Below are 16,603 nucleotides of genomic sequence, written 5' to 3'. Positions count from 1 at the left end.
CCCCGCCTCCCGGAGCGGCTTCTGACACCGAACAGAAATCACCCAATCTGGTGACCGACGCTGTTGCCACGATCCCAGGGCTGTCCCAGACCCAACCAAGATCGGGTCGCGCATGGGTCGCGATCTTGGATAAAGAATGATCGACAGCGAGTTGCAGTGAGACAAAAGCCTTCATCGCGGCGCAGCCGAAAACTGGCCGTGAGCTGCGGTGTAATCCCCTGAACAGGGCAGTGGCGCCCTCGTTTCCGAGGGTGCCACTGCCACTATGTGGAGCTTAGGGGCCTGGTAGTCGAATCCTGAAACTATGCCTGCGAGCTGGCGCGGGACCGTTGCATGCTTTCAACTTCCGAAACCGCACCACGCATGCACCGGTGGTGTCGAGACGCGTTGTGACTGGTTGAGACCGGGAGCGTCGCTGCACTAGGTGCTCGGACCAGCCGCGGGCCAAGCGAGCCTGGCCCGGAGCGGAGGCAGCTTCGACAGCCTTGATCGGTACCTCGCGCGGCAGTGGATCAACGTCCCCAGGCACGTTTGTCGTGTGCCGGATATGCGGGGTTCGGAGGTGCCGGAGGCTGGTAATCTACGCCTTGCAGTCGCCCCCGTAGATCTCGGGTGATCGAAGACAGCCATTCTCCATGTGACAACCCGCGCGACGGGCGCACCTGGCGGCCGAGCATTGAGGTCGCCATTTCAAGAAAATCTTCGTCGGAGCCCATCGCGAGCAGCTCGTCGATCTCGGACACGGCAGCGGCTACTTCGTAGGGCCAATTTGTGGTGAAGTAGTCGGCGAGAATAACTTCACTGGTCGCATTGTTGCCGTATACGTAGCCGATGTCCTGGTGATAGTAGCTGCCAAGCAGGTTGCCCAGATTGGGAAAGCGTTCCCGCCACTCCCACCGGGTCTCCGGCTTCTGAACCGCGGCCTGTTCACCGCCTTCCGTGAAGGCAACCAGGTGCGGGATCATCGCCGTCAGGCAATCCTCACGGGTCCTGCCATCCGGAACGATCATGCGCGACATCGAGTCCATGTCCGCGGTGACCTCCGGGTCGTCCAGGCCACGCTTGAGCGTGTCGAGGATCTCGGCAGTGGCCCTGAAGGCCCGGCCCGGATAGAAGGTGGCCATACGCAGGTACGAACGCATTGCCTTCGAGGGCGAGTCCGGCGTATCGGTGAACCGTTCCTGGAGCGGCACGGATGAATAAGCTTCGAGGAGGAGCCTCAGCTCCGGCAACCTCTCGGCCCACGGGGCGTCGTCATCGAAAATGTCAGGCTGTGTCATCGTCAAGACCTCAGGCTATTGCTGGCGCATATTAAGGGAGCCACGTGGCTGCGTCAATCCCAGTAGGAAAGCTAGTTAGGATATAATACCCATTTGGTGCGGCCGGATCGGCTCTAATGACTACTCTGGCGCCCAGCACCGGCTTGGACGGGAGCTTATTCTCCCAATCTTCTCTGGTGAGCTTGCGGCCGGTCACCTCGCCGAGAGTGTCCACTTCGAAATCCCGTGTGCTGCCAGGTTTTGCCTTGCTCAGCCAATTGGTGATTTGCGCATTATTCTGATCGATCACCATTTGGCTGAACCTCCGTTCGTCTTCGTAGGTCTCGTATGTCGACACCTCGTCCGGCGGATTTTCATCGTTTCTGGTGTCATAGAGCCGATCGCCAAGCTCCTCATTGCTTTCCCCAACGTGCTTATCATATGCGTGGCCGCCGTATTGTTGATCTCCGCCCGGGTCGGCATCGCGGAGCTTCGCCGGCTTCGCTCCGCCCCGTTTGCCCCGGGGCCAGGCGTTGTAGTCGCCGTTGGCCATCGCGGCCATCCAGTCGTACAAGCCCTTGCCGGCCAGAGCGCCGCCAGCGGTGATGAGCCCGGCCGACACGGCGGCCGCCGGAATACCGAGGACGGCACCGACCCCCGTCGCGTCGAGCACCACGCCGCCGACCTCGCCGCCGGCACCCGCGACCATCAACATCAGCCCGGCGAGCGTCTGGGCGATGCCGAGAAGCGAGTTCGGGCTGAACAGCGCCTTGAGGACGTCTTCGAGTTCGTACGCCATGCCTTCGGCGAAGTGTCCGACGTCCGAAAGGACTTCGCCGGCAGTCGACAGGACACTGCTGGCGACGTGTTGCCACCAGTGCTTGTTGTGGATGCCGTCGGACTGTGCGTGGTGCAACGCCTTGGCGCAGTTCTTGGCTGCGTCGATGCGGTCGTCGTAGGCCTGTTTCGCCTGCGCGGTGAGCGCGGCCATGTGGGCCTGGGCGTTCTTCAGGCTGGCCTGCGCACTGTCGTGCGCTGTCTGGGCATCGGCAAGAGCCTGTTGGTCGGGGTTGACGGCATGGCTCTGCTGGGCCGACTTCAAGTCGGACGCGGCGCTGTTCGCAGAGGTGGTGGCACGTTGGAGATCGACCGCGGCGTCTTTGGCCTGGTGCAACGCCGAGTCCGCCTTGGTCTGCGCAGCCTGCAGCTTCGGTGCGTACGAGGACAGGGCGTCGGAGGCCTCGCTATAGGAGATATACAACTTCTGTAGACGCCCCGGCAGCGGACCGAACTGATCCTTGAACGCCTCAGCGGTCTGGCCCACCCACTGCAACGCTGTCGCATCCGAGCCGAAGGAATTCAGACTCCGATAAGCCGACTCCACATCGTGCGCGAAGTCCCCGAACTCCTTGGCCAGAGCCTCAACCGACTCCACGGCGCCCGGCGTGGGATCCCCATCCAAACTCAGAATGTCCCAGCCAGATGGACGCGCCATCAGTCCAACCCCCCCCGGATGATTCTGCTCAGCCCACGCATGGAGCTCCCCCCGCACAGTGAGAAAGAGCATACAAGGGGCCTGCGACACTAGTAACCCGCGAGTACCGATCAGTTGCTCAGGGTTCTCGGCGCCACCGATCCTGTGCACATGAACTCGCCGCCAGCGAGGTGCTTCATGCTGTCAGAAGCCGGAGTCGGCAGAGGACGCGGGCCCCATGGCACAAGCACCTGCGGACCGGTCGGGGTACAGGCTCACAGTTCGCGACAATTGCTCCCGTGACGACCGGCCAGGCCGTCGGCGCGCATCAGCCGGGGCCACACGGTTGCGTCCGATGCGTATGCCGGCCCCGAGCAGCAGCTCGGCGTGTATCGGTGCAGCGCAGGTGCCGCGGGAGATCCGGTTGATCTCGGTAATCGATGCGGTCAGCTGGGCGTTCTCCAGCTCCAGCTGACGCGTCCGCCGCCGCAACGCCGCCGACTCTCCTTCGCCGCCCTCGACAGGCCCTGTTTTTACACCGTCGACGACCTTGGCCTGGTCCATCCAGCGTCGCAGACACGAGTACGAGATCCCCAGATCCTCGCCAGCCGACCGAACGGCGTCTTCCCGGCACGGACCAACTCCACGGCCCGACGACGGAACTCCGGAGGACGAGGCTCCAGCATCACAGACTCCTTCCGGCGACCAGTGTCGCCTCCCTTAAGGAGCCCGGGAAAGAAGGGCAAGCTTAGCGGCCCGTGTCAGAGGCCCGTCCGGACTCCCTATGGGCGTGAAACGCCACGACCAATTCACCGCGGACGGCGACGAATCAGAATCCAAAACGGGGTGGGATGAGAATCGGCGTTCGAGCCCGGCCTGCGCCAGAACGGTCTCAACCCGGGGGTGACTCCAGCCATCTCGCCAAAAAATAGCCCCCGACCTGCGGTTTCGCAGATCGGGGGCGTGCCGTGGAGCTTAGGGGACTTGAACCCCTGACCTTTTGTCTGCCAGACAAATGCTCTACCAACTGAGCTAAAGCCCCATCTGGTCCCCCGGTGAGATCTTCGATCGATCTTGCTGATCTCCCCGGCGGGCGTTGCCTATATTAGCCAGAGCTGCGGCTGGAAGGGAAATCGATTCGCTACCTGCGGGTTTTCGGGCGTGGCGTGGCCGGGCCCCGGGGGTGCGGGGTCCGGCCGTGGGGTGGTGGCGCTGGGGCGCCGCCTGGGTCCCTGCTGGCTACATCGGGGGCGGGTTGGGGTTGGTGCGGGCTGGCTGGGGCTGGGCGCCGGTGGGGGTGTTGCCCATGGCGTTGTCCATCGTGCTCTTGGCTGCGCCTGCGGGGTTGCTCTGGGTGGCGCCCGCTACGTTCGACTTGATGGACTGGGGGTCGGGGAGTTGGCCGTCGGGGGTCATCTTGTCGACCATGCCGGGGAGCTTGTCGGCCATGGTTTGGGCCGCCTGCTCGGGGGTGGTGCCGGCCTGTTGGGCGATCTTTTCCATGCGGTCCTGGCCGATGGCTTCGGTGACCTGGTCGGCGTTGACGGGCTTGTTCTCGCCCTTGCCGATCCAGGACTGGACCTGTTCGCCGATGCTGCTCTTCTTCAGCTTCTCCAGGGCTTCGCCCATGCCGCCGCCGACGCTGTCGGTCAGCTGTTTCCACATCTTGCCCAGGTCCGGGGTGTCGGCCATGGCATTCCGCCTTTCGAGGAGGGTCCGGGCCTGGTGGCGCCGGGCCGTGTACGCGGGCCACGTAAGAGCCTTCGGTACGGAGGCTTGGTGTGGGCTGGCGGAGGCAGCCGTTTGGGGCAATGGGCTGCGGGGCTTCGTCTGGACGGCGGGGTGGGGGTGGGGGTGGGGGCGGGGTTCCGGGACCGTGGGGGCGGGACGCGGGAGGTCCGGGTGCTGGGCGGCGGCGACAGTGAGGGTGAGCCGCGGTTGCGGCTGGCGGCGATGGACACGGTCGGCGTCCAGGCTCCAGTGGTTGGACAGGCACCGGGGGCGGGGCGAGGGCGGTGAGGCGGTGAGGCTGTGAGGTCGCAAACGCGCAGCGACCGGCGGCGGCCACGAGGGCAACCTCCCGTGTGACGCGGACCGCATCGATATGGGGACCCCTCGCGGGCGGTGTTACCGTCCACCCATGTCCGCCCTCCAGCCCGCCTCCGCCGAGCCTCGGCCGGCGATGCGCGATGCGCTGGTCGCGGCGGCGGTGGGGCTGTTCGCTGAGCACGGCTTCGATGCCACCACCATCGATGACATCGTGGCCCGTGCGGGAGTCGGCCGCCGTTCCTTCTTTCGCTACTTCCCCTCCAAGGAGTCGGTGGTCTTTCCCGACCACGAGGGGACCCTGGCCCGCATGTCGGCCTTCCTCGCCGACGAGTCCGGCTTCGGTCAGGATCCGGTCGCGCGGGTCTGCGACGCCGCTCGCATGGTCCTGGCCATGTACGCGGCCGATCCCGAGTTCTCGCTGGCCCGCTACCGGCTGACGCGTCAGGTCCCCGCCCTGCGTACGCATGAGCTGGCGGTCGTCCGCCGCTATGAGAGCGCCCTGGCCGCGTTCCTGCGGGCCCGCTATGCCGGCCGGGCCGACGGGGGTCTGCGGGCCGACGTCGTGTCGGCGGCCGTGGTCGCCGCCCACAACCACGCCCTGCGCGGCTGGCTCCGGTCCGACGGTCGCGGCGACCCGGCCGAACTGGTCGAGCACGCCCTGGAATGGGTCCGCGCCACCTACGCCGACGACATCCCCTCCGCCCCGCGCGCCGCGGAGCCGGAAGAGGACGTCATGGTGGTCGTCGCCCGGCGCGGGACGCCGATGTGGCGTGTCGTGCAGCGGGTTCAGGAAGCCGTCGAATAAGACGCCTAAGCCGCGATCACCGCGGCCGCGGTCCGGCCGCCGTCCACGTCCAGCACCGTCCCGTGCAAGTAAGAAGCCTCATCGCTGGCCAGGTACACCACCGCGTCCGCGATGTACTGCGGCTTCCCCAGCCGTCCGGCGGGAGTCCCGTTCATCATCACCTCGCCGGGGTGCGCCTCGCCGGGCGCCGGCTCCAGGATCACGCCGGGCGACACCGCGTTCACCCGCACGCCCTGCGGGCCGAACTCGGCGGCCCAGGCGCGCGTCAGCGTCTCCATCGCGCCCTTCGTCGAGGCGTACAGGGCGCCGACGGGGACCGCGAGGCGGGCGACCCAGGAGCCGAGGTTGATGATGGTGCCGCCGCCCGCGGCCGCCATTTGCGGGGCGATCTCCCGGGTCAGGAAGAAGGGGGCCTTCACGTTCACCGCGTACACCCGGTCGAAGGTCTCGTCGTCGGTGGTGATCGTGGTGCCGGCCGGGTAGATGCCGGCGTTGTTCACCAGGATGTCGATGGTGTCGCCCAGGAGGGCCTCGGCTTCCTCGGCCAGCGTGCGGGAGGCCTGGGGGCTGCCGTCCAGGTCGGCGCGGACGAAGTCGGCGCGGCCGCCCTTGGTCCGGATTCCGGAGACGACCTCCTCGCCGCGCGCCGTGTCGCGGCCGGAGACGATCACGTGCGCCCCTTCGGCGGCGAAGGCTTCGGCGATGGCGCGGCCGATGTTGCTCGTCGAGCCGGTCACCAGCGCGCGCTTGTCCTGCAGACGTCCACTCATTTCGCACTCCTGAGTTCTCGTTCCAACGTGCCGGAACCCACTGTGCGATCCGAAAAATGGACTCTCAAGTCCAGACTTAGGGGGTGGCCAGCCGCCGCAGGTCGGCCACCGCTTGATGCAGCGCAACGCGCAGGTGGTAGGTCTGCCCGGTGGCCAGCAGGATGCCCACCCCGCCCTGGATCGTGGCCAGCAGGGTGGCGGCGCGCTCGTCGGCGTCGACCGACGCCGGCAGCCGCCCGGCCTCCTGCAGCGCGCGCACGCCGTCGGCCAGCGAGGCCTGCCACTGCCGCAGCAGAGCCACGACCACGGCTCGCGCACCCGGCGTGCTGCGCCCCAAGTGCAGCGACAGCGCCCCGAGCGGGCACTGGTCGCCCATCTCCTCGTAGCGCAGGATCGTCGCGTCCCGCCAGCGCTCCCAGGCCTCCCAGGTGTCCAGGCACCCGAGATACGGCTCCTGGTCCGCCAGCACCCGGCCGGCCTCGTGCCGGGCCACGGCCAGCAGCAGCTCCTCCTTGCCGTCCGGGAAGTAGTGGAAGAGCTGGCTCTTGCTGGTCCTGGTGCGGGCCATGACGTCGTCGAGCGTGGTGGCCTCGACGCCGGAGTCCCGCAGCAGATCGGCCGCGCCCTCGACGATCCGGGCCCGGGTGGCCCGGCCCTTCGGGGTCAGTGTCGTGCTGCTCATGGCGCCTCCGGTTTCGGACTCGACCTCTCTCGACTTTAGGCCTGTTGGAGAGGCTAGATCGCCGAGGACTGGTCCCGGTACGTCTCCAGCAGCCGCAGCCACACCTCGCTGATGGTCGGGAACGCCGGCACCGCGTGCCACAACCGCTCGACGGGCACCTCGCCGGCGATCGCGACCGTCGCCGAGTGCAGCAGCTCCGCGACCCCGGGCCCGGCGAACGTCGCGCCGACGACCGTGTGCCGCTTGGGGTCGACCAGCATCCGCGCGTGGCCCCGGTAGCCGGACGTGTACATCGCCGCGCCCGCGACCTGCCCGATCTCGTAGTCCACGACGTCCACCGCCTGCCCGGTCCGCTCGGCCTCGGCGGTCGTCAGCCCCACGCTCGCGATCTCCGGATCGGTGAACACCACCTGCGGCACCGCGACGTGGTCGGCCGTGCCCACGAACCGGCTCCAGCGCCGGATGTCCAGCGGGCGCCGATGCGCGCGGGCGGCGATCACCGCTCCGGCGATCCGCGCCTGGTACTTGCCCTGGTGCGTGAACAGGGCGCGCCGGTTGACGTCCCCGACCGCGTACAGCCACTCGCCGGAGACCTCGTCGACGGTGAACAGGTCGTCCGTCGTCAGCCAGCCGCCCGGCTGAAGACCCACTGTTTCCAGCCCGACTTCCGCGGTCCGGGGCGCGCGGCCGGTCGCCAGCAGCAATTCGTCGGCGATCACGACGCTGCCGTCGGCAAGCGTGATGTGAACTTCGTCGGAGCCGGACTCGGAAGCGTCTGGCCGCACCGCCGAAGCGATGCCCGAATCGAACCGGATGTCGACCCCTGCTTCCCGCAGCCGCTCCGTCACCAGATCCGCCGCGAACCGCTCCACCCGCGGCAGCAGACCCGGCTCCCGGGCGATCAGCGTCACCTGCGAGCCCAGCGCCTGCCACGCGGTGGCCATCTCGACCGCGACGACCCCCGCGCCAAGGATCGCCAGCCGTCCCGGCACCTCCTTCGCGCTGGTCGCCTCGCGGCTGGTCCACGGCCGCAGCGCCTCAAGGCCGGGCAGCGGCGGCAGCGCGGCCGAGGTCCCCGTGCACACCGCCACCGCGTGCCGCGCCGTCAGCAGCAGCAGGTCGCCTTCCGGCGTCGTGACGGTCACCTCCTTCGGGCCGGCCAGCCGGCCGTGCCCGCGGATCAGGCTGATCCCGGCCTTGTCCAGCCACGCCACCTGGCCGGCGTCGTCCCACTGGCCGGCCCAGGCGTCGCGGTGCTTCAGGACGGCTTCGACATCAAGAGGCTGATCTGCCGCGCGCTCAAGGCCGGGGACGCCGCGCAGCTCGCTGTGCGCCAGCACCGGCCGCAGCAGCGCCTTGCTGGGATCGCAGGCCCAGTACGAACACTCGCCGCCGACGAGTTCGGCCTCGACGATGACGGTGTCCAGGCCGGCGGCGGTGGTCCGGTCGGCGACGTTCTCGCCGACCGGGCCGGCGCCGATCACGATGACGTCGAAGGTGCGGGTGGGGGTACCTGGCATGGTCCTGACTCCAGAGCGGCTAGGGGGAAAGACGAGCCGAGGGGCGGCGGGGTGTGGACGGGGAGTTACCGCCCCTCGGCGGTATAGGAAGGAGAGTCCTCAGCGGCCGGGGGCGCGCTGAGTGATCTCCTGCAGGAACCACTGGTTCCCGTCCGGGTCCTCGAACTAGGCGAAGCTCCCGTACCTGAGCCGCTCGGGGTGCAGGCCGGGGACCCGCTTCGCCGTGCCGGGGCGGTGGAACGCCCCGGTGACGTCCTGGAACGGCTCGCTGACCTCGACCCCGCGCGCGGCGAGCTCGGAGCGCGCCGCCACGATGTCGGTGACGATCAGGTGCAGACCCTGGTAGGTCCCCGGCGCCGCCGAGGACAGACCGTCGCCGAGGATGACGGAGCACTCCGACCCCGGCGGCGTGACCTGCACGATTCGGTATCCGTCCTCGATCGGGAAATCCGCGTCCAGGCGGAATCCCAGCTGCTCGACGTAGAAGGCCTTGGCGCGGTCCACGTCGGTCACCGGCACGATGACGACTTCCAGCTTCAGATCCATGAGTGATCCCTCGTGGTCGGTGTCGGGCAGGGATCAGCGCGTCGCGCGGGCCGCGCGCTCGATGACGTCGGCCACCACGCCCGGGTGCGACACCGCGACCGAGTGCGAGGCGGCGACCTTGGTGACGTGCGCGTTCGCGCGCTTGGCCATGAACTCCTGCGCCGCCGGCGGGATGTTCAGGTCCTGGGTGGTGACCACGTCCCAGCTCGGGATGGTCTTCCAGGCCGCGACCGTGGCCTTCTCCTCCAGCGCGGACTGCGCGATCGGGCGCTGCGTCTCGGCCATCAGCGCCGCCTGGTCGGCGGGCACGTCGGCGGCGAACTGGTGCGGGAACTTGTCCTGCTGGATGTACAGGTCGGTGCCGGTGGTGCCGTCGGGGTTGGTGAACGGCACCGGGTCCAGCGTCGCCGGCAGCGTCGAGCCCGGGTAGAGGTTGGTCAGCTGAAGCGCGCTCTCGCCCGGCGCCGGCAGGAACGCCGCGACGTAGACCAGGGCCTTGACGTTCTTCTCGCCGGCGGCCGCCTCGCTGATGACCGAGCCGCCGTAGGAGTGGCCGACCAGGATGACCGGGCCGTTGACGTGCTCGATCAGCGCCCGCAGCGACACCGCGTCGGAGGCCGGGCCGCGCAGCGGGTTCGCCGCGGCGATCACCGGGTAGCCGTCGCGGCGCAGGTCGGTGATGACGCCGTCCCAGCTGGAGGCGTCCGCGAACGCGCCGTGCTCCAGGATGACCGTCGGCTTCGGGCCGTGGTCCGCGGCCGCCGGACGGGACGCCGCGTCCGCGGTGCCGGTCAGGGCGAACGCGCCGAGCGCGGCGGCGGTGCCGACGACAGCGGTGGAACCGGCGACGATCCGGCGCTTGCGGCCGGAGGGCAGGGTAGGCATGGCAAATCCCTTTCGAGGGCTGGGTCATTGGTGCGGCATCACTGTCACCCGGCCGCCGTGACGCACACATCGGTCATCTGACTCCCAGTCGAAGGGGCCCTTGAGCCACCTCGGAGCCGTCGAAGACTGAGCGTCACGTGACTGATGTGCCAAGGGCGGAACGGCCGCGAAAGTGAAGGCGCCATCCCGACACCAGGCACTTCACCGCCCTTGATCCGAGGAGAACCATGAAACGACGACGGCTTCTGACCATCACGGCGGCCGCGGTGCCGCTCGTGGGCGCCGCTGTCTACGTCCCGGTGACCGCGTTCGCGGCCCCGGCGACGACCGCCGCCGTGACCCCGGCCACCATGGCGGGCTACGCCTGCACGCCGTTCCAGATCCCGGCGCCGGACGGCACCGCGGTGGAATCCGTGACCGCGGCCAGCGTCGCGGCCGGGGACTACACGGTTCCGGGCACGCCCCCGCTCGGCGGGGCCGTGGTCCCCGCCGTCCCGGCGCACTGCGAGGTGACGGTCACCCTGACCCACCCCGGCCTCAACGACCACGCCAAGGTCCAGGTCTGGCTGCCCCAGACCGGCTGGAACGGCCGCTTCCAGGCCGTCGGCGGCGCCGCCTACCAGGCCAACGACCAGGGCGGCGGCCTGGCCGCCGCGGTCAAGTCCGGCTATGCCACCGCCACCACCGACGCCGGTGTCGGCAACGCCTTCGACACCAGCTGGGCCCTGAACTCCGCCGGCCAGATCAACACCGGCCTGCTGCAGAACTTCGCCTCCCGCTCGGTCCACGAGATGACCGTGGTCAGCAAGCAGGTCGTGGCCGACGTCTACGGCCACGCCGCGTCCTACTCCTACTTCAACGGCTGCTCCACCGGCGGCCGCCAGGGCTACGCCGAGGCGCAGCTCTACCCGAACGACTACAACGGCATCAACGCCGACGCCCCGGCCATCAACTGGAACCAGTTCGAGGTGTCGACGCTGTGGCCGCAGGTGGTGATGAGCGAGGAGCACACCTACCCGACCACCTGTGAGTTCAACGCCTTCAACGCCGCGGTGCTCAAGTCCTGCGACAAGCTCGACGGCGCCGTCGACGGCCTGATCAGCAACCCCGCCGCCTGCGACTTCGACCCGCGCCGGCTGATCGGCACCACGATCCAGTGCGACGGCAAGCCGGTGACGATCACCGCCGCCGACGCGGACGTGGTCCGCAAGATCTGGGACGGCCCGCGCGACGCGAACGGCAAGCGGCTGTGGTCCGGCCTGCCGGTCGGCGCCGACTTCTCGACGCTGGCGGCCACCAAGACCGCGACCGACGGCACCACCACCGGCGACCCGTTCTTCGTCCCGGCGGTCTGGGTCGCCACGTTCGTGGAGAAGAACCCCGCGTTCAGCTCCGCGAACCTGACCTACGCGCAGTTCGACCAGATCTTCCAGAAGGCGCGCGCGCAGTACGACGGCGTCATCGCCGACAACAACCCGAACCTGTCGGCCTTCCGCAAGGCCGGCGGCAAGCTGATCACCTGGCAGGGCTCCGCCGACCAGATCATCCCCACCGGCGGGACCGTCGACTACCGCCAGCGCGTCGACGCCACGATGGGCGGCGACAAGAAGGTGGACGACTTCTACCGCGTCTTCCTGGCGCCCGGCGTCGCGCACTGTGGTCTGCAGGGCGGCGGCGTGGACGACATGGCCTCGCTCACCAAGTGGGTCGAGCAGGGCAAGGCCCCGAGCGTCCTGCACGCCACGCTGACCAACCCCAGCGGTCAGAGCTTCACCCGGGACGTGTGCCGCTACCCGATGGTGTCCCGCTACACCGGCCACGGCGACGTGACGAACCCGGCCAGCTTCCGCTGCGTGACCTCGTCGCACAGCTGACCCTGCCGGTCTGAAATCCGAGCACAGCACTAAGGAGAAGGCCATGAGTACTACAACGGCGGATTCCGGACACAGCCCCCTGACACGGCTGTACTTCACCCGGGGTGTGCTGGCGGTGGCGTGGGCCGTGGCCTTCGCGAACGCCTACAAGGTGAACGAGTCCCTGAGCGCGGCGGCGGTCACGCTGCTGGTCGCCTACCCGCTGCTCGACGCGGTGTCGTCCGTGTTCGACTACCGCTGGGGTCCGGACGGGCCCGAGCGCCGGGTCACGGCGTTCAACGGAGTGCTGAGCGCGCTGGCCGCGATCGGCGTGGGAATCGCCGGCGGAGCCAGCGGTGCGGCGGCGGCCCTGGCCACCTTCGGCGCGTGGGCCATCGTGTCCGGCGCGGCGCAGGTGTTCGTGGGGCTGCGGCGCCGCGGCCCCGAGCTCGGCAAGCAGTGGCCGATGCTGATCGCCGGCGGGCTGTCGTTCGTCGTGGGTGCCTTCTACGACGCGCAGGCCGCGGGGGACAAGCCGTCGCTGTCGGTCCTGGCCGTCTACGCCACCGGCGGCGGGATCTTCTTCATCGTCCAGGCCGGCCTGCTGGCCTGGAAGGCGCGCCGGGGTACGGTTCAGCCGGTCTGAGCCGGGCGCGTGTCACAGTTCGGGCCCGACCCCGGGACGGGGGCGGGCCCGAACGTTTTTGTGTTCTCGGCCCGGTCGGATCGGGCCTCGCGCGGCGTCGCAGTGTTCAGTCATCCGACTGTTCCGATCGGGCGCGCGCCGGAGAGATCATCGAGAAGCCGGCGGGGCCGCCCGGCGGCCGATGCCAGCCCGTCGTCGGAAGGCCCTGTCGTGCAGCCCATCCCTGTAGTCCTCATCCACGGTGCGTGGCTTCACGCCTCGAGTTGGGAGGCCTGGGCTGAGAGGTTCGCCAGACACGGCTACACCGTCGACGCCCCGGGCTGGCCCGGTGAGGAACCCACCCTGGAGGCGGCCCGCCGGAACCCCGGTCCGCTCCGCGATCTGCTGATCGGCCAGCTTCTGGAGCACTACGAGCGGATCGCACGATCCTGCGACACCCCGGCGATCCTCGTCGGCCACGCCCTCGGCGGCCTGATCGCGCAGCGGCTCCTGGGTGCCGGCATCGGCCAGGCCGCCGTGGCGATCGCGCCGCAGCCGCCGGCCGGCCTGGTGGAGCCCGGAGTGCCGAACCGCCCCCACCGGCCCGGCCCAGCCGGCGCCGTGCCGCACCACGTCGCTGCAGGTGTTGGCATAGATGCGGGTCTGTTCGTCGACCAGCTCGTCGTCCAGGGAGCCGATGAGCTCGTTGATACGCTCCCACGCCTGCCGGTCGCCGGCGAACATGCCGATGGTGAGCAACTGGGCGGTCAGCCGGGACATGTCCTCGGGCTGCGCCCGGCCGCCGTCGCGCAGTGCCTCGATCGCGGCTACGACCTGCCGCTCGGTGGAGCGCACATCGCCGTCCCGGTACAGCGCCGCGTAGGCGTCGGCCGAGGTCGAGGCGACAGACTCGCCGGCGCCGGACGTCCGGTCGGAGCGCACCAGGCGGTGGGCCTGGCCCAGGCGCGCGGCGTAGCCGGCGATGAAGGCCGCGTGCGCCAGCCGCCGCGAGCGGTCGGCGCGGTCCTCGGTCAGCTCGGCGGCGCGGGTCAGCCAGGTCACCGCGGCCAGGGCGCCGCCGCGCCGGGTCGCGGACTGCGCGGCGGCCTCCAGCACGGCCGCCACCTCGTCGTCCGGATCGATGGTGGCCGCGGCCAGGTGCGTCGCCCGGCGCTCGAGGTCGTCGCGGTGGAAGCGCGCGAGCCGTTCGTGGGCCGCGCGGCGCTGGTTCGGCGTGGCCAGTTGCACCACGCTGGAGCGTACGAGCGGATGGCGGAAGGTGTAGTCGCCGGTGCCGGGGTCGATGTCGAGCAGGCCGCAGGCCCGTCGGCCTCCTGCAGCAGCGGGTAGACGAGCTGGTGCACCCCGGCGTACGGCAGGCCGGACTCCGCCTCGACGCCGGTCGCGCGGACGATCAGGTGGCCCTCGGCCGCGGCGAGGCCGGCGGCGAAGTCCAGCAGCGAGCTCTTGCCGACGCCGGTCTCGCCGCGCAGGACGAGTGCCTGGCCGGTGTCGGCGCTGATGAAGGCGGAGAGGTGGTCCTGTTCGCGGGTGCGGCCGACGATCTCCATGTCCGGGCCTCCGGCTAGTCAACTATCTGGTTAGTTAATTAGAGCGGTCGCGGGAGGCCGTGTCAACCAAATAGTCAGACTTTAGGGCTGCGCCCCGTGTTACGGTGCTGGAGGTCCTGAGTAAGGAGTTCGACATGCTGAGCGACGACGACATCTCGCACTGAGATGCCCGCCGGTACCGAGCGTGTTCTGACCGATTGATCCGCGACTCGGCGCTGTTTCGTCTTCTCTCACCAGTCACGCCTCACCTTTCAAGGGCATCTCCATGTCTCAATCCCCTGTTGTCGTCTCCGGCCTGTCCTTCACCTGGCCCGACGACACCCCGGTCTTCCACGACCTCAGCTTCAGCCTCGACGCCGGACGCATCGGCCTGGTCGCCCCGAACGGCGCCGGCAAGTCCACCCTGCTGCGCCTGATCAGCGGCGCATTGACGCCGACCGCCGGCACCGTCACGGTCCAGGGCGTCCTGGGCTACCTGCCCCAGGACCTGCCGCTGACCGCGGGCCGCACGGTCGCCGAAGTGCTGGGCGTCGCCGAGATCGTCGCGGCGCTGGACGCCATCGAATCAGGCGACACCGACGAGCGGCACTTCACCACCATCGGCGACGACTGGGACGTCGAGGACCGCGCCCGGGCCGAGCTGGACCGGCTGGGCCTGGGCCAGGTCGGGCTGCGCGATCCGCTCGGCACCCTCAGCGGCGGCCAGGTGGTCTCGCTCGGCCTGGCCGCGCTGCTGATCCGGCAGCCCGACGTGCTGCTGCTCGACGAGCCGACCAACAACCTGGACCTGGCCGCCCGCCACAAGCTCTACGACGTCCTCGACGGCCAGCGCGGCTGCGTCCTGGTGGTGAGCCACGACCGCGAACTGCTGGACCGGATGGAGCGCATCGCAGAGCTCGATGCCGGCGAGCTCCGGTTCCACGGCGGGAACTTCAGCGCCTATGAGGAGGCGGTCGAGGCCGAGCGCGAGAACGCCGAGCGCAACCTGCGCAACGCCGAGCAGGAGCTCAAGCGCGAGAAGCGGGAGATGCAGCAGGCACGCGAGCGGGCCGACCGGCGCGCCAGCACGGCGGCCAAGAACCTCAAGAACGCCGGCCTGCCGAAGATCTTCGCCGGGAACATGAAGCGCGGCGCCGAGAAGGCCGCGGGCAGCGCGCAGACGATGCACGCCTCGCGCGTCGGCGAGGCCAAGGAACGTGCCGACCAGGCGGCCAAGGCCGTGCGCGCCGACCAGAGCATCTCCCTGGACCTGCCGGACACGCAGGTCCCCGCCGGGCGGACGCTGTTCGTGGGGGAGCACCTGCGCAAGCGGCTCGGCGACACCGAGATCTTCGCCGGCGACGGGGCCGACCTGACGATCCGCGGGCCGGAGCGCATCGCGCTGTCCGGCGGGAACGGTGCGGGCAAGTCGACGTTGATGCGCCTGATCCACGGCGACCTGGAGCCGGACAGCGGGATGGTCCGGCGCGCCGACGGCCGCGTGGCGTACCTGTCCCAGCGGCTGGACCTGCTGGACGACGACAAGACCGTCGCCGAGAACTTCGCGGCGTCCGCGCCGTCGCTGCCGGACGCGCAGCGGCTGAACGTGCTGGCCCGGTTCCTGTTCCGGGGCGCGCGGATCCACCTGCCGGCGCGGGTGCTGTCCGGCGGCGAGCGGCTGCGGGCGACGCTTGCATGCGTGCTGTACGCCGAGCCCGCGCCGCACCTGCTGCTGCTCGACGAGCCGACGAACAACCTGGACCTGGTCAGCGTCGGGCAGCTGGAGAACGCGCTGAACGCCTACCAGGGTGCCTTCGTGGTGGTGAGCCACGACGAGCGGTTCCTGGAGGAGATCAAGGTGGATCGCAGGATCGAAATCCGGGCCGGCCTCCTGCATCCACCGAAACAGTAATAAACCAAATGGTTAGTTGATGGTGGGTTAGTCTGGTGGTCATGCAGCGTGACGCCGAAGCCACCAGACAGCGTCTCATCGCGGCGGGCCGGGCCGAGTTCGCCGCGTATGGGATCACCGGCGCCCGCGTGGACCGCATCGCCGCGGCCGCGCAGTCCAACAAGGCGCAGATCTACCACTACTTCACCAACAAGTCCGGGCTGTTCGACGCGGTCTGGAGCGACCTGGTCGGGCAGATCGTCGACGGCCTGCCGCTGGACGTGGAGGACCTGCCCGGCTTCGCGGTGATGCTGTGCGACATCTATGCCCAGTACCCGGACCTGCCCCGGCTGATCACCTGGCAGCGGCTGGAGCGCGGCGAGGCCTCGCCGAACGAGGTCGGAGCCCGCGACACCCGGGAGCGGGTCGGCATGATCGGCGAGGCGCTGTCCGGCGGCGTGATCGCCAGCCCGTTCCCGGCCGACGTGCTGTTCGCGCTGGCCGTCCACATGGCGGCGTTCTGGGAGTTCACCAGCCCGGACATCATGCGGGTGATGGACGCCGCGGACCAGGAGCGGCGGCGGGAGATCGTGCGGACGGTGGTGGCCGCGGTGGTGAAGGAGTCGTCGGCGGGCTGAGGCTGTCGGGCCGAGCCGCCGACGCTGTCGGGCTGAGCCGTTGTCGGGCGGGGCCG

General features: G+C 69.5%; 14 protein-coding genes, 1 tRNA gene and 2 pseudogenes. 6 read left to right on the top strand and 11 right to left on the bottom strand.

Annotation, left to right across the window (positions count from 1 at the left end; translation table 11 throughout):
• Nucleotides 1-512: 512 nt before the first annotated feature.
• The 5 genes from ABIA35_RS15360 to ABIA35_RS15340 form a co-directional block, all read right to left on the bottom strand.
• Entirely contained in the window at nt 513-1,280 is a 768-nt protein-coding gene (locus ABIA35_RS15360) for a contact-dependent growth inhibition system immunity protein (RefSeq protein WP_370346600.1), read from the bottom strand.
• Nucleotides 1,281-1,311: 31 nt separating this feature from the next.
• Nucleotides 1,312-2,754, bottom strand: a complete 1,443-nt coding sequence (locus ABIA35_RS15355) for an RNase A-like domain-containing protein (RefSeq protein WP_370346567.1) — start codon at nt 2,752-2,754, stop codon at nt 1,312-1,314.
• Nucleotides 2,755-2,937: 183 nt separating this feature from the next.
• On the bottom strand, nt 2,938-3,297 hold the full coding sequence (locus tag ABIA35_RS15350) for a hypothetical protein (RefSeq protein ID WP_370346566.1): 360 nt from the start codon (nt 3,295-3,297) through the stop codon (nt 2,938-2,940).
• Between the two features lie 405 nt (nt 3,298-3,702).
• Nucleotides 3,703-3,775: transfer RNA gene (locus tag ABIA35_RS15345), tRNA-Ala, on the bottom strand.
• A 197-nt stretch (nt 3,776-3,972) separates the two neighbouring features.
• Nucleotides 3,973-4,425 (bottom strand): YidB family protein, encoded by a 453-nt coding sequence (locus ABIA35_RS15340; protein WP_370346563.1) that lies wholly within the window; start codon nt 4,423-4,425, stop codon nt 3,973-3,975.
• Nucleotides 4,426-4,873: 448 nt separating this feature from the next.
• Here ABIA35_RS15340 and ABIA35_RS15335 point away from each other — a divergent pair, with 448 nt between their 5' ends.
• Nucleotides 4,874-5,587 carry a TetR family transcriptional regulator gene (locus tag ABIA35_RS15335; protein WP_370346561.1) on the top strand — a complete coding sequence of 238 codons (714 nt, stop codon included), beginning with the start codon at nt 4,874-4,876 and terminating at the stop codon, nt 5,585-5,587.
• 5 nt (nt 5,588-5,592) lie between these two features.
• On the opposite strand, the gene ABIA35_RS15330 is transcribed toward ABIA35_RS15335, so the two are convergent.
• The 5 genes and pseudogenes from ABIA35_RS15330 to ABIA35_RS15310 all read right to left on the bottom strand — a co-directional run bounded on the left by ABIA35_RS15330 (nt 5,593) and on the right by ABIA35_RS15310 (nt 9,990).
• The gene (locus tag ABIA35_RS15330) at nt 5,593-6,357 is read right to left on the bottom strand and encodes an SDR family NAD(P)-dependent oxidoreductase (RefSeq protein ID WP_370346559.1); all 765 of its coding nucleotides are present in this window, start codon (nt 6,355-6,357) and stop codon (nt 5,593-5,595) included.
• Nucleotides 6,358-6,433: 76 nt separating this feature from the next.
• Nucleotides 6,434-7,039, bottom strand: a complete 606-nt coding sequence (locus ABIA35_RS15325) for a TetR/AcrR family transcriptional regulator (RefSeq protein WP_370346557.1) — start codon at nt 7,037-7,039, stop codon at nt 6,434-6,436.
• Between the two features lie 53 nt (nt 7,040-7,092).
• Nucleotides 7,093-8,559: an NAD(P)/FAD-dependent oxidoreductase gene (locus ABIA35_RS15320; RefSeq protein WP_370346555.1), complete on the bottom strand. Its 1,467-nt coding sequence runs from the start codon at nt 8,557-8,559 to the stop codon at nt 7,093-7,095.
• 99 nt (nt 8,560-8,658) lie between these two features.
• Nucleotides 8,659-9,105, bottom strand: a pseudogene (locus tag ABIA35_RS15315) (VOC family protein).
• A gap of 33 nt (nt 9,106-9,138) precedes the next feature.
• Nucleotides 9,139-9,990 (bottom strand): alpha/beta fold hydrolase, encoded by an 852-nt coding sequence (locus ABIA35_RS15310; protein ID WP_370346551.1) that lies wholly within the window; start codon nt 9,988-9,990, stop codon nt 9,139-9,141.
• Between the two features lie 227 nt (nt 9,991-10,217).
• Here ABIA35_RS15310 and ABIA35_RS15305 point away from each other — a divergent pair, with 227 nt between their 5' ends.
• The 3 genes and pseudogenes from ABIA35_RS15305 to ABIA35_RS15295 form a co-directional block, all read left to right on the top strand.
• Entirely contained in the window at nt 10,218-11,864 is a 1,647-nt protein-coding gene (locus ABIA35_RS15305) for a tannase/feruloyl esterase family alpha/beta hydrolase (RefSeq protein WP_370358312.1), read from the top strand.
• A gap of 43 nt (nt 11,865-11,907) precedes the next feature.
• Nucleotides 11,908-12,489, top strand: a complete 582-nt coding sequence (locus ABIA35_RS15300; RefSeq protein WP_370346547.1) for a DUF308 domain-containing protein — start codon at nt 11,908-11,910, stop codon at nt 12,487-12,489.
• A 9-nt stretch (nt 12,490-12,498) separates the two neighbouring features.
• Nucleotides 12,499-13,149, top strand: a pseudogene (locus ABIA35_RS15295) (esterase/lipase family protein); the annotation flags it as partial.
• 377 nt (nt 13,150-13,526) lie between these two features.
• Here the strand turns inward: ABIA35_RS15295 and ABIA35_RS15290 are convergent.
• Complete coding sequence (locus tag ABIA35_RS15290) at nt 13,527-14,039, bottom strand: AAA family ATPase (protein ID WP_370358311.1); 513 nt, start codon at nt 14,037-14,039, stop codon at nt 13,527-13,529.
• A gap of 265 nt (nt 14,040-14,304) precedes the next feature.
• Between ABIA35_RS15290 and abc-f the strand changes: the two genes are divergently transcribed.
• The gene (gene abc-f / locus ABIA35_RS15285) at nt 14,305-15,930 is read left to right on the top strand and encodes a ribosomal protection-like ABC-F family protein (RefSeq protein WP_370346542.1); all 1,626 of its coding nucleotides are present in this window, start codon (nt 14,305-14,307) and stop codon (nt 15,928-15,930) included.
• A gap of 41 nt (nt 15,931-15,971) precedes the next feature.
• Nucleotides 15,972-16,547 (top strand): TetR family transcriptional regulator, encoded by a 576-nt coding sequence (locus ABIA35_RS15280; RefSeq protein ID WP_370358310.1) that lies wholly within the window; start codon nt 15,972-15,974, stop codon nt 16,545-16,547.
• Nucleotides 16,548-16,603: the final 56 nt, after the last annotated feature.

This window comes from Catenulispora sp. MAP12-49, from assembly GCF_041262705.1.
Classification (GTDB): Bacteria; Actinomycetota; Actinomycetes; order Streptomycetales; family Catenulisporaceae; genus Catenulispora.
Note: the sequence above shows the minus strand (reverse complement) of the source record. Positions and strands in the feature narration are given on the sequence as shown.

What these genes read in the sequence shown, in the direction of transcription:
- ABIA35_RS15335 (WP_370346561.1), top strand. Translation starts at nt 4,874, where the DNA reads ATGTCCGCCCTCCAGCCCGCCTCCGCCGAGCCTCGGCCGGCGATGCGC.
- ABIA35_RS15320 (WP_370346555.1), bottom strand. Translation starts at nt 8,559, where the DNA reads ATGCCAGGTACCCCCACCCGCACCTTCGACGTCATCGTGATCGGCGCC.
- ABIA35_RS15350 (WP_370346566.1), bottom strand. Translation starts at nt 3,297, where the DNA reads ATGGACCAGGCCAAGGTCGTCGACGGTGTAAAAACAGGGCCTGTCGAG.
- ABIA35_RS15355 (WP_370346567.1), bottom strand. Translation starts at nt 2,754, where the DNA reads ATGGCGCGTCCATCTGGCTGGGACATTCTGAGTTTGGATGGGGATCCC.
- ABIA35_RS15325 (WP_370346557.1), bottom strand. Translation starts at nt 7,039, where the DNA reads ATGAGCAGCACGACACTGACCCCGAAGGGCCGGGCCACCCGGGCCCGG.
- ABIA35_RS15280 (WP_370358310.1), top strand. Translation starts at nt 15,972, where the DNA reads ATGCAGCGTGACGCCGAAGCCACCAGACAGCGTCTCATCGCGGCGGGC.
- ABIA35_RS15330 (WP_370346559.1), bottom strand. Translation starts at nt 6,357, where the DNA reads ATGAGTGGACGTCTGCAGGACAAGCGCGCGCTGGTGACCGGCTCGACG.
- ABIA35_RS15290 (WP_370358311.1), bottom strand. Translation starts at nt 14,039, where the DNA reads ATGGAGATCGTCGGCCGCACCCGCGAACAGGACCACCTCTCCGCCTTC.
- ABIA35_RS15310 (WP_370346551.1), bottom strand. Translation starts at nt 9,990, where the DNA reads ATGCCTACCCTGCCCTCCGGCCGCAAGCGCCGGATCGTCGCCGGTTCC.
- abc-f (WP_370346542.1), top strand. Translation starts at nt 14,305, where the DNA reads ATGTCTCAATCCCCTGTTGTCGTCTCCGGCCTGTCCTTCACCTGGCCC.
- ABIA35_RS15360 (WP_370346600.1), bottom strand. Translation starts at nt 1,280, where the DNA reads ATGACACAGCCTGACATTTTCGATGACGACGCCCCGTGGGCCGAGAGG.
- ABIA35_RS15305 (WP_370358312.1), top strand. Translation starts at nt 10,218, where the DNA reads ATGAAACGACGACGGCTTCTGACCATCACGGCGGCCGCGGTGCCGCTC.
- ABIA35_RS15300 (WP_370346547.1), top strand. Translation starts at nt 11,908, where the DNA reads ATGAGTACTACAACGGCGGATTCCGGACACAGCCCCCTGACACGGCTG.
- ABIA35_RS15340 (WP_370346563.1), bottom strand. Translation starts at nt 4,425, where the DNA reads ATGGCCGACACCCCGGACCTGGGCAAGATGTGGAAACAGCTGACCGAC.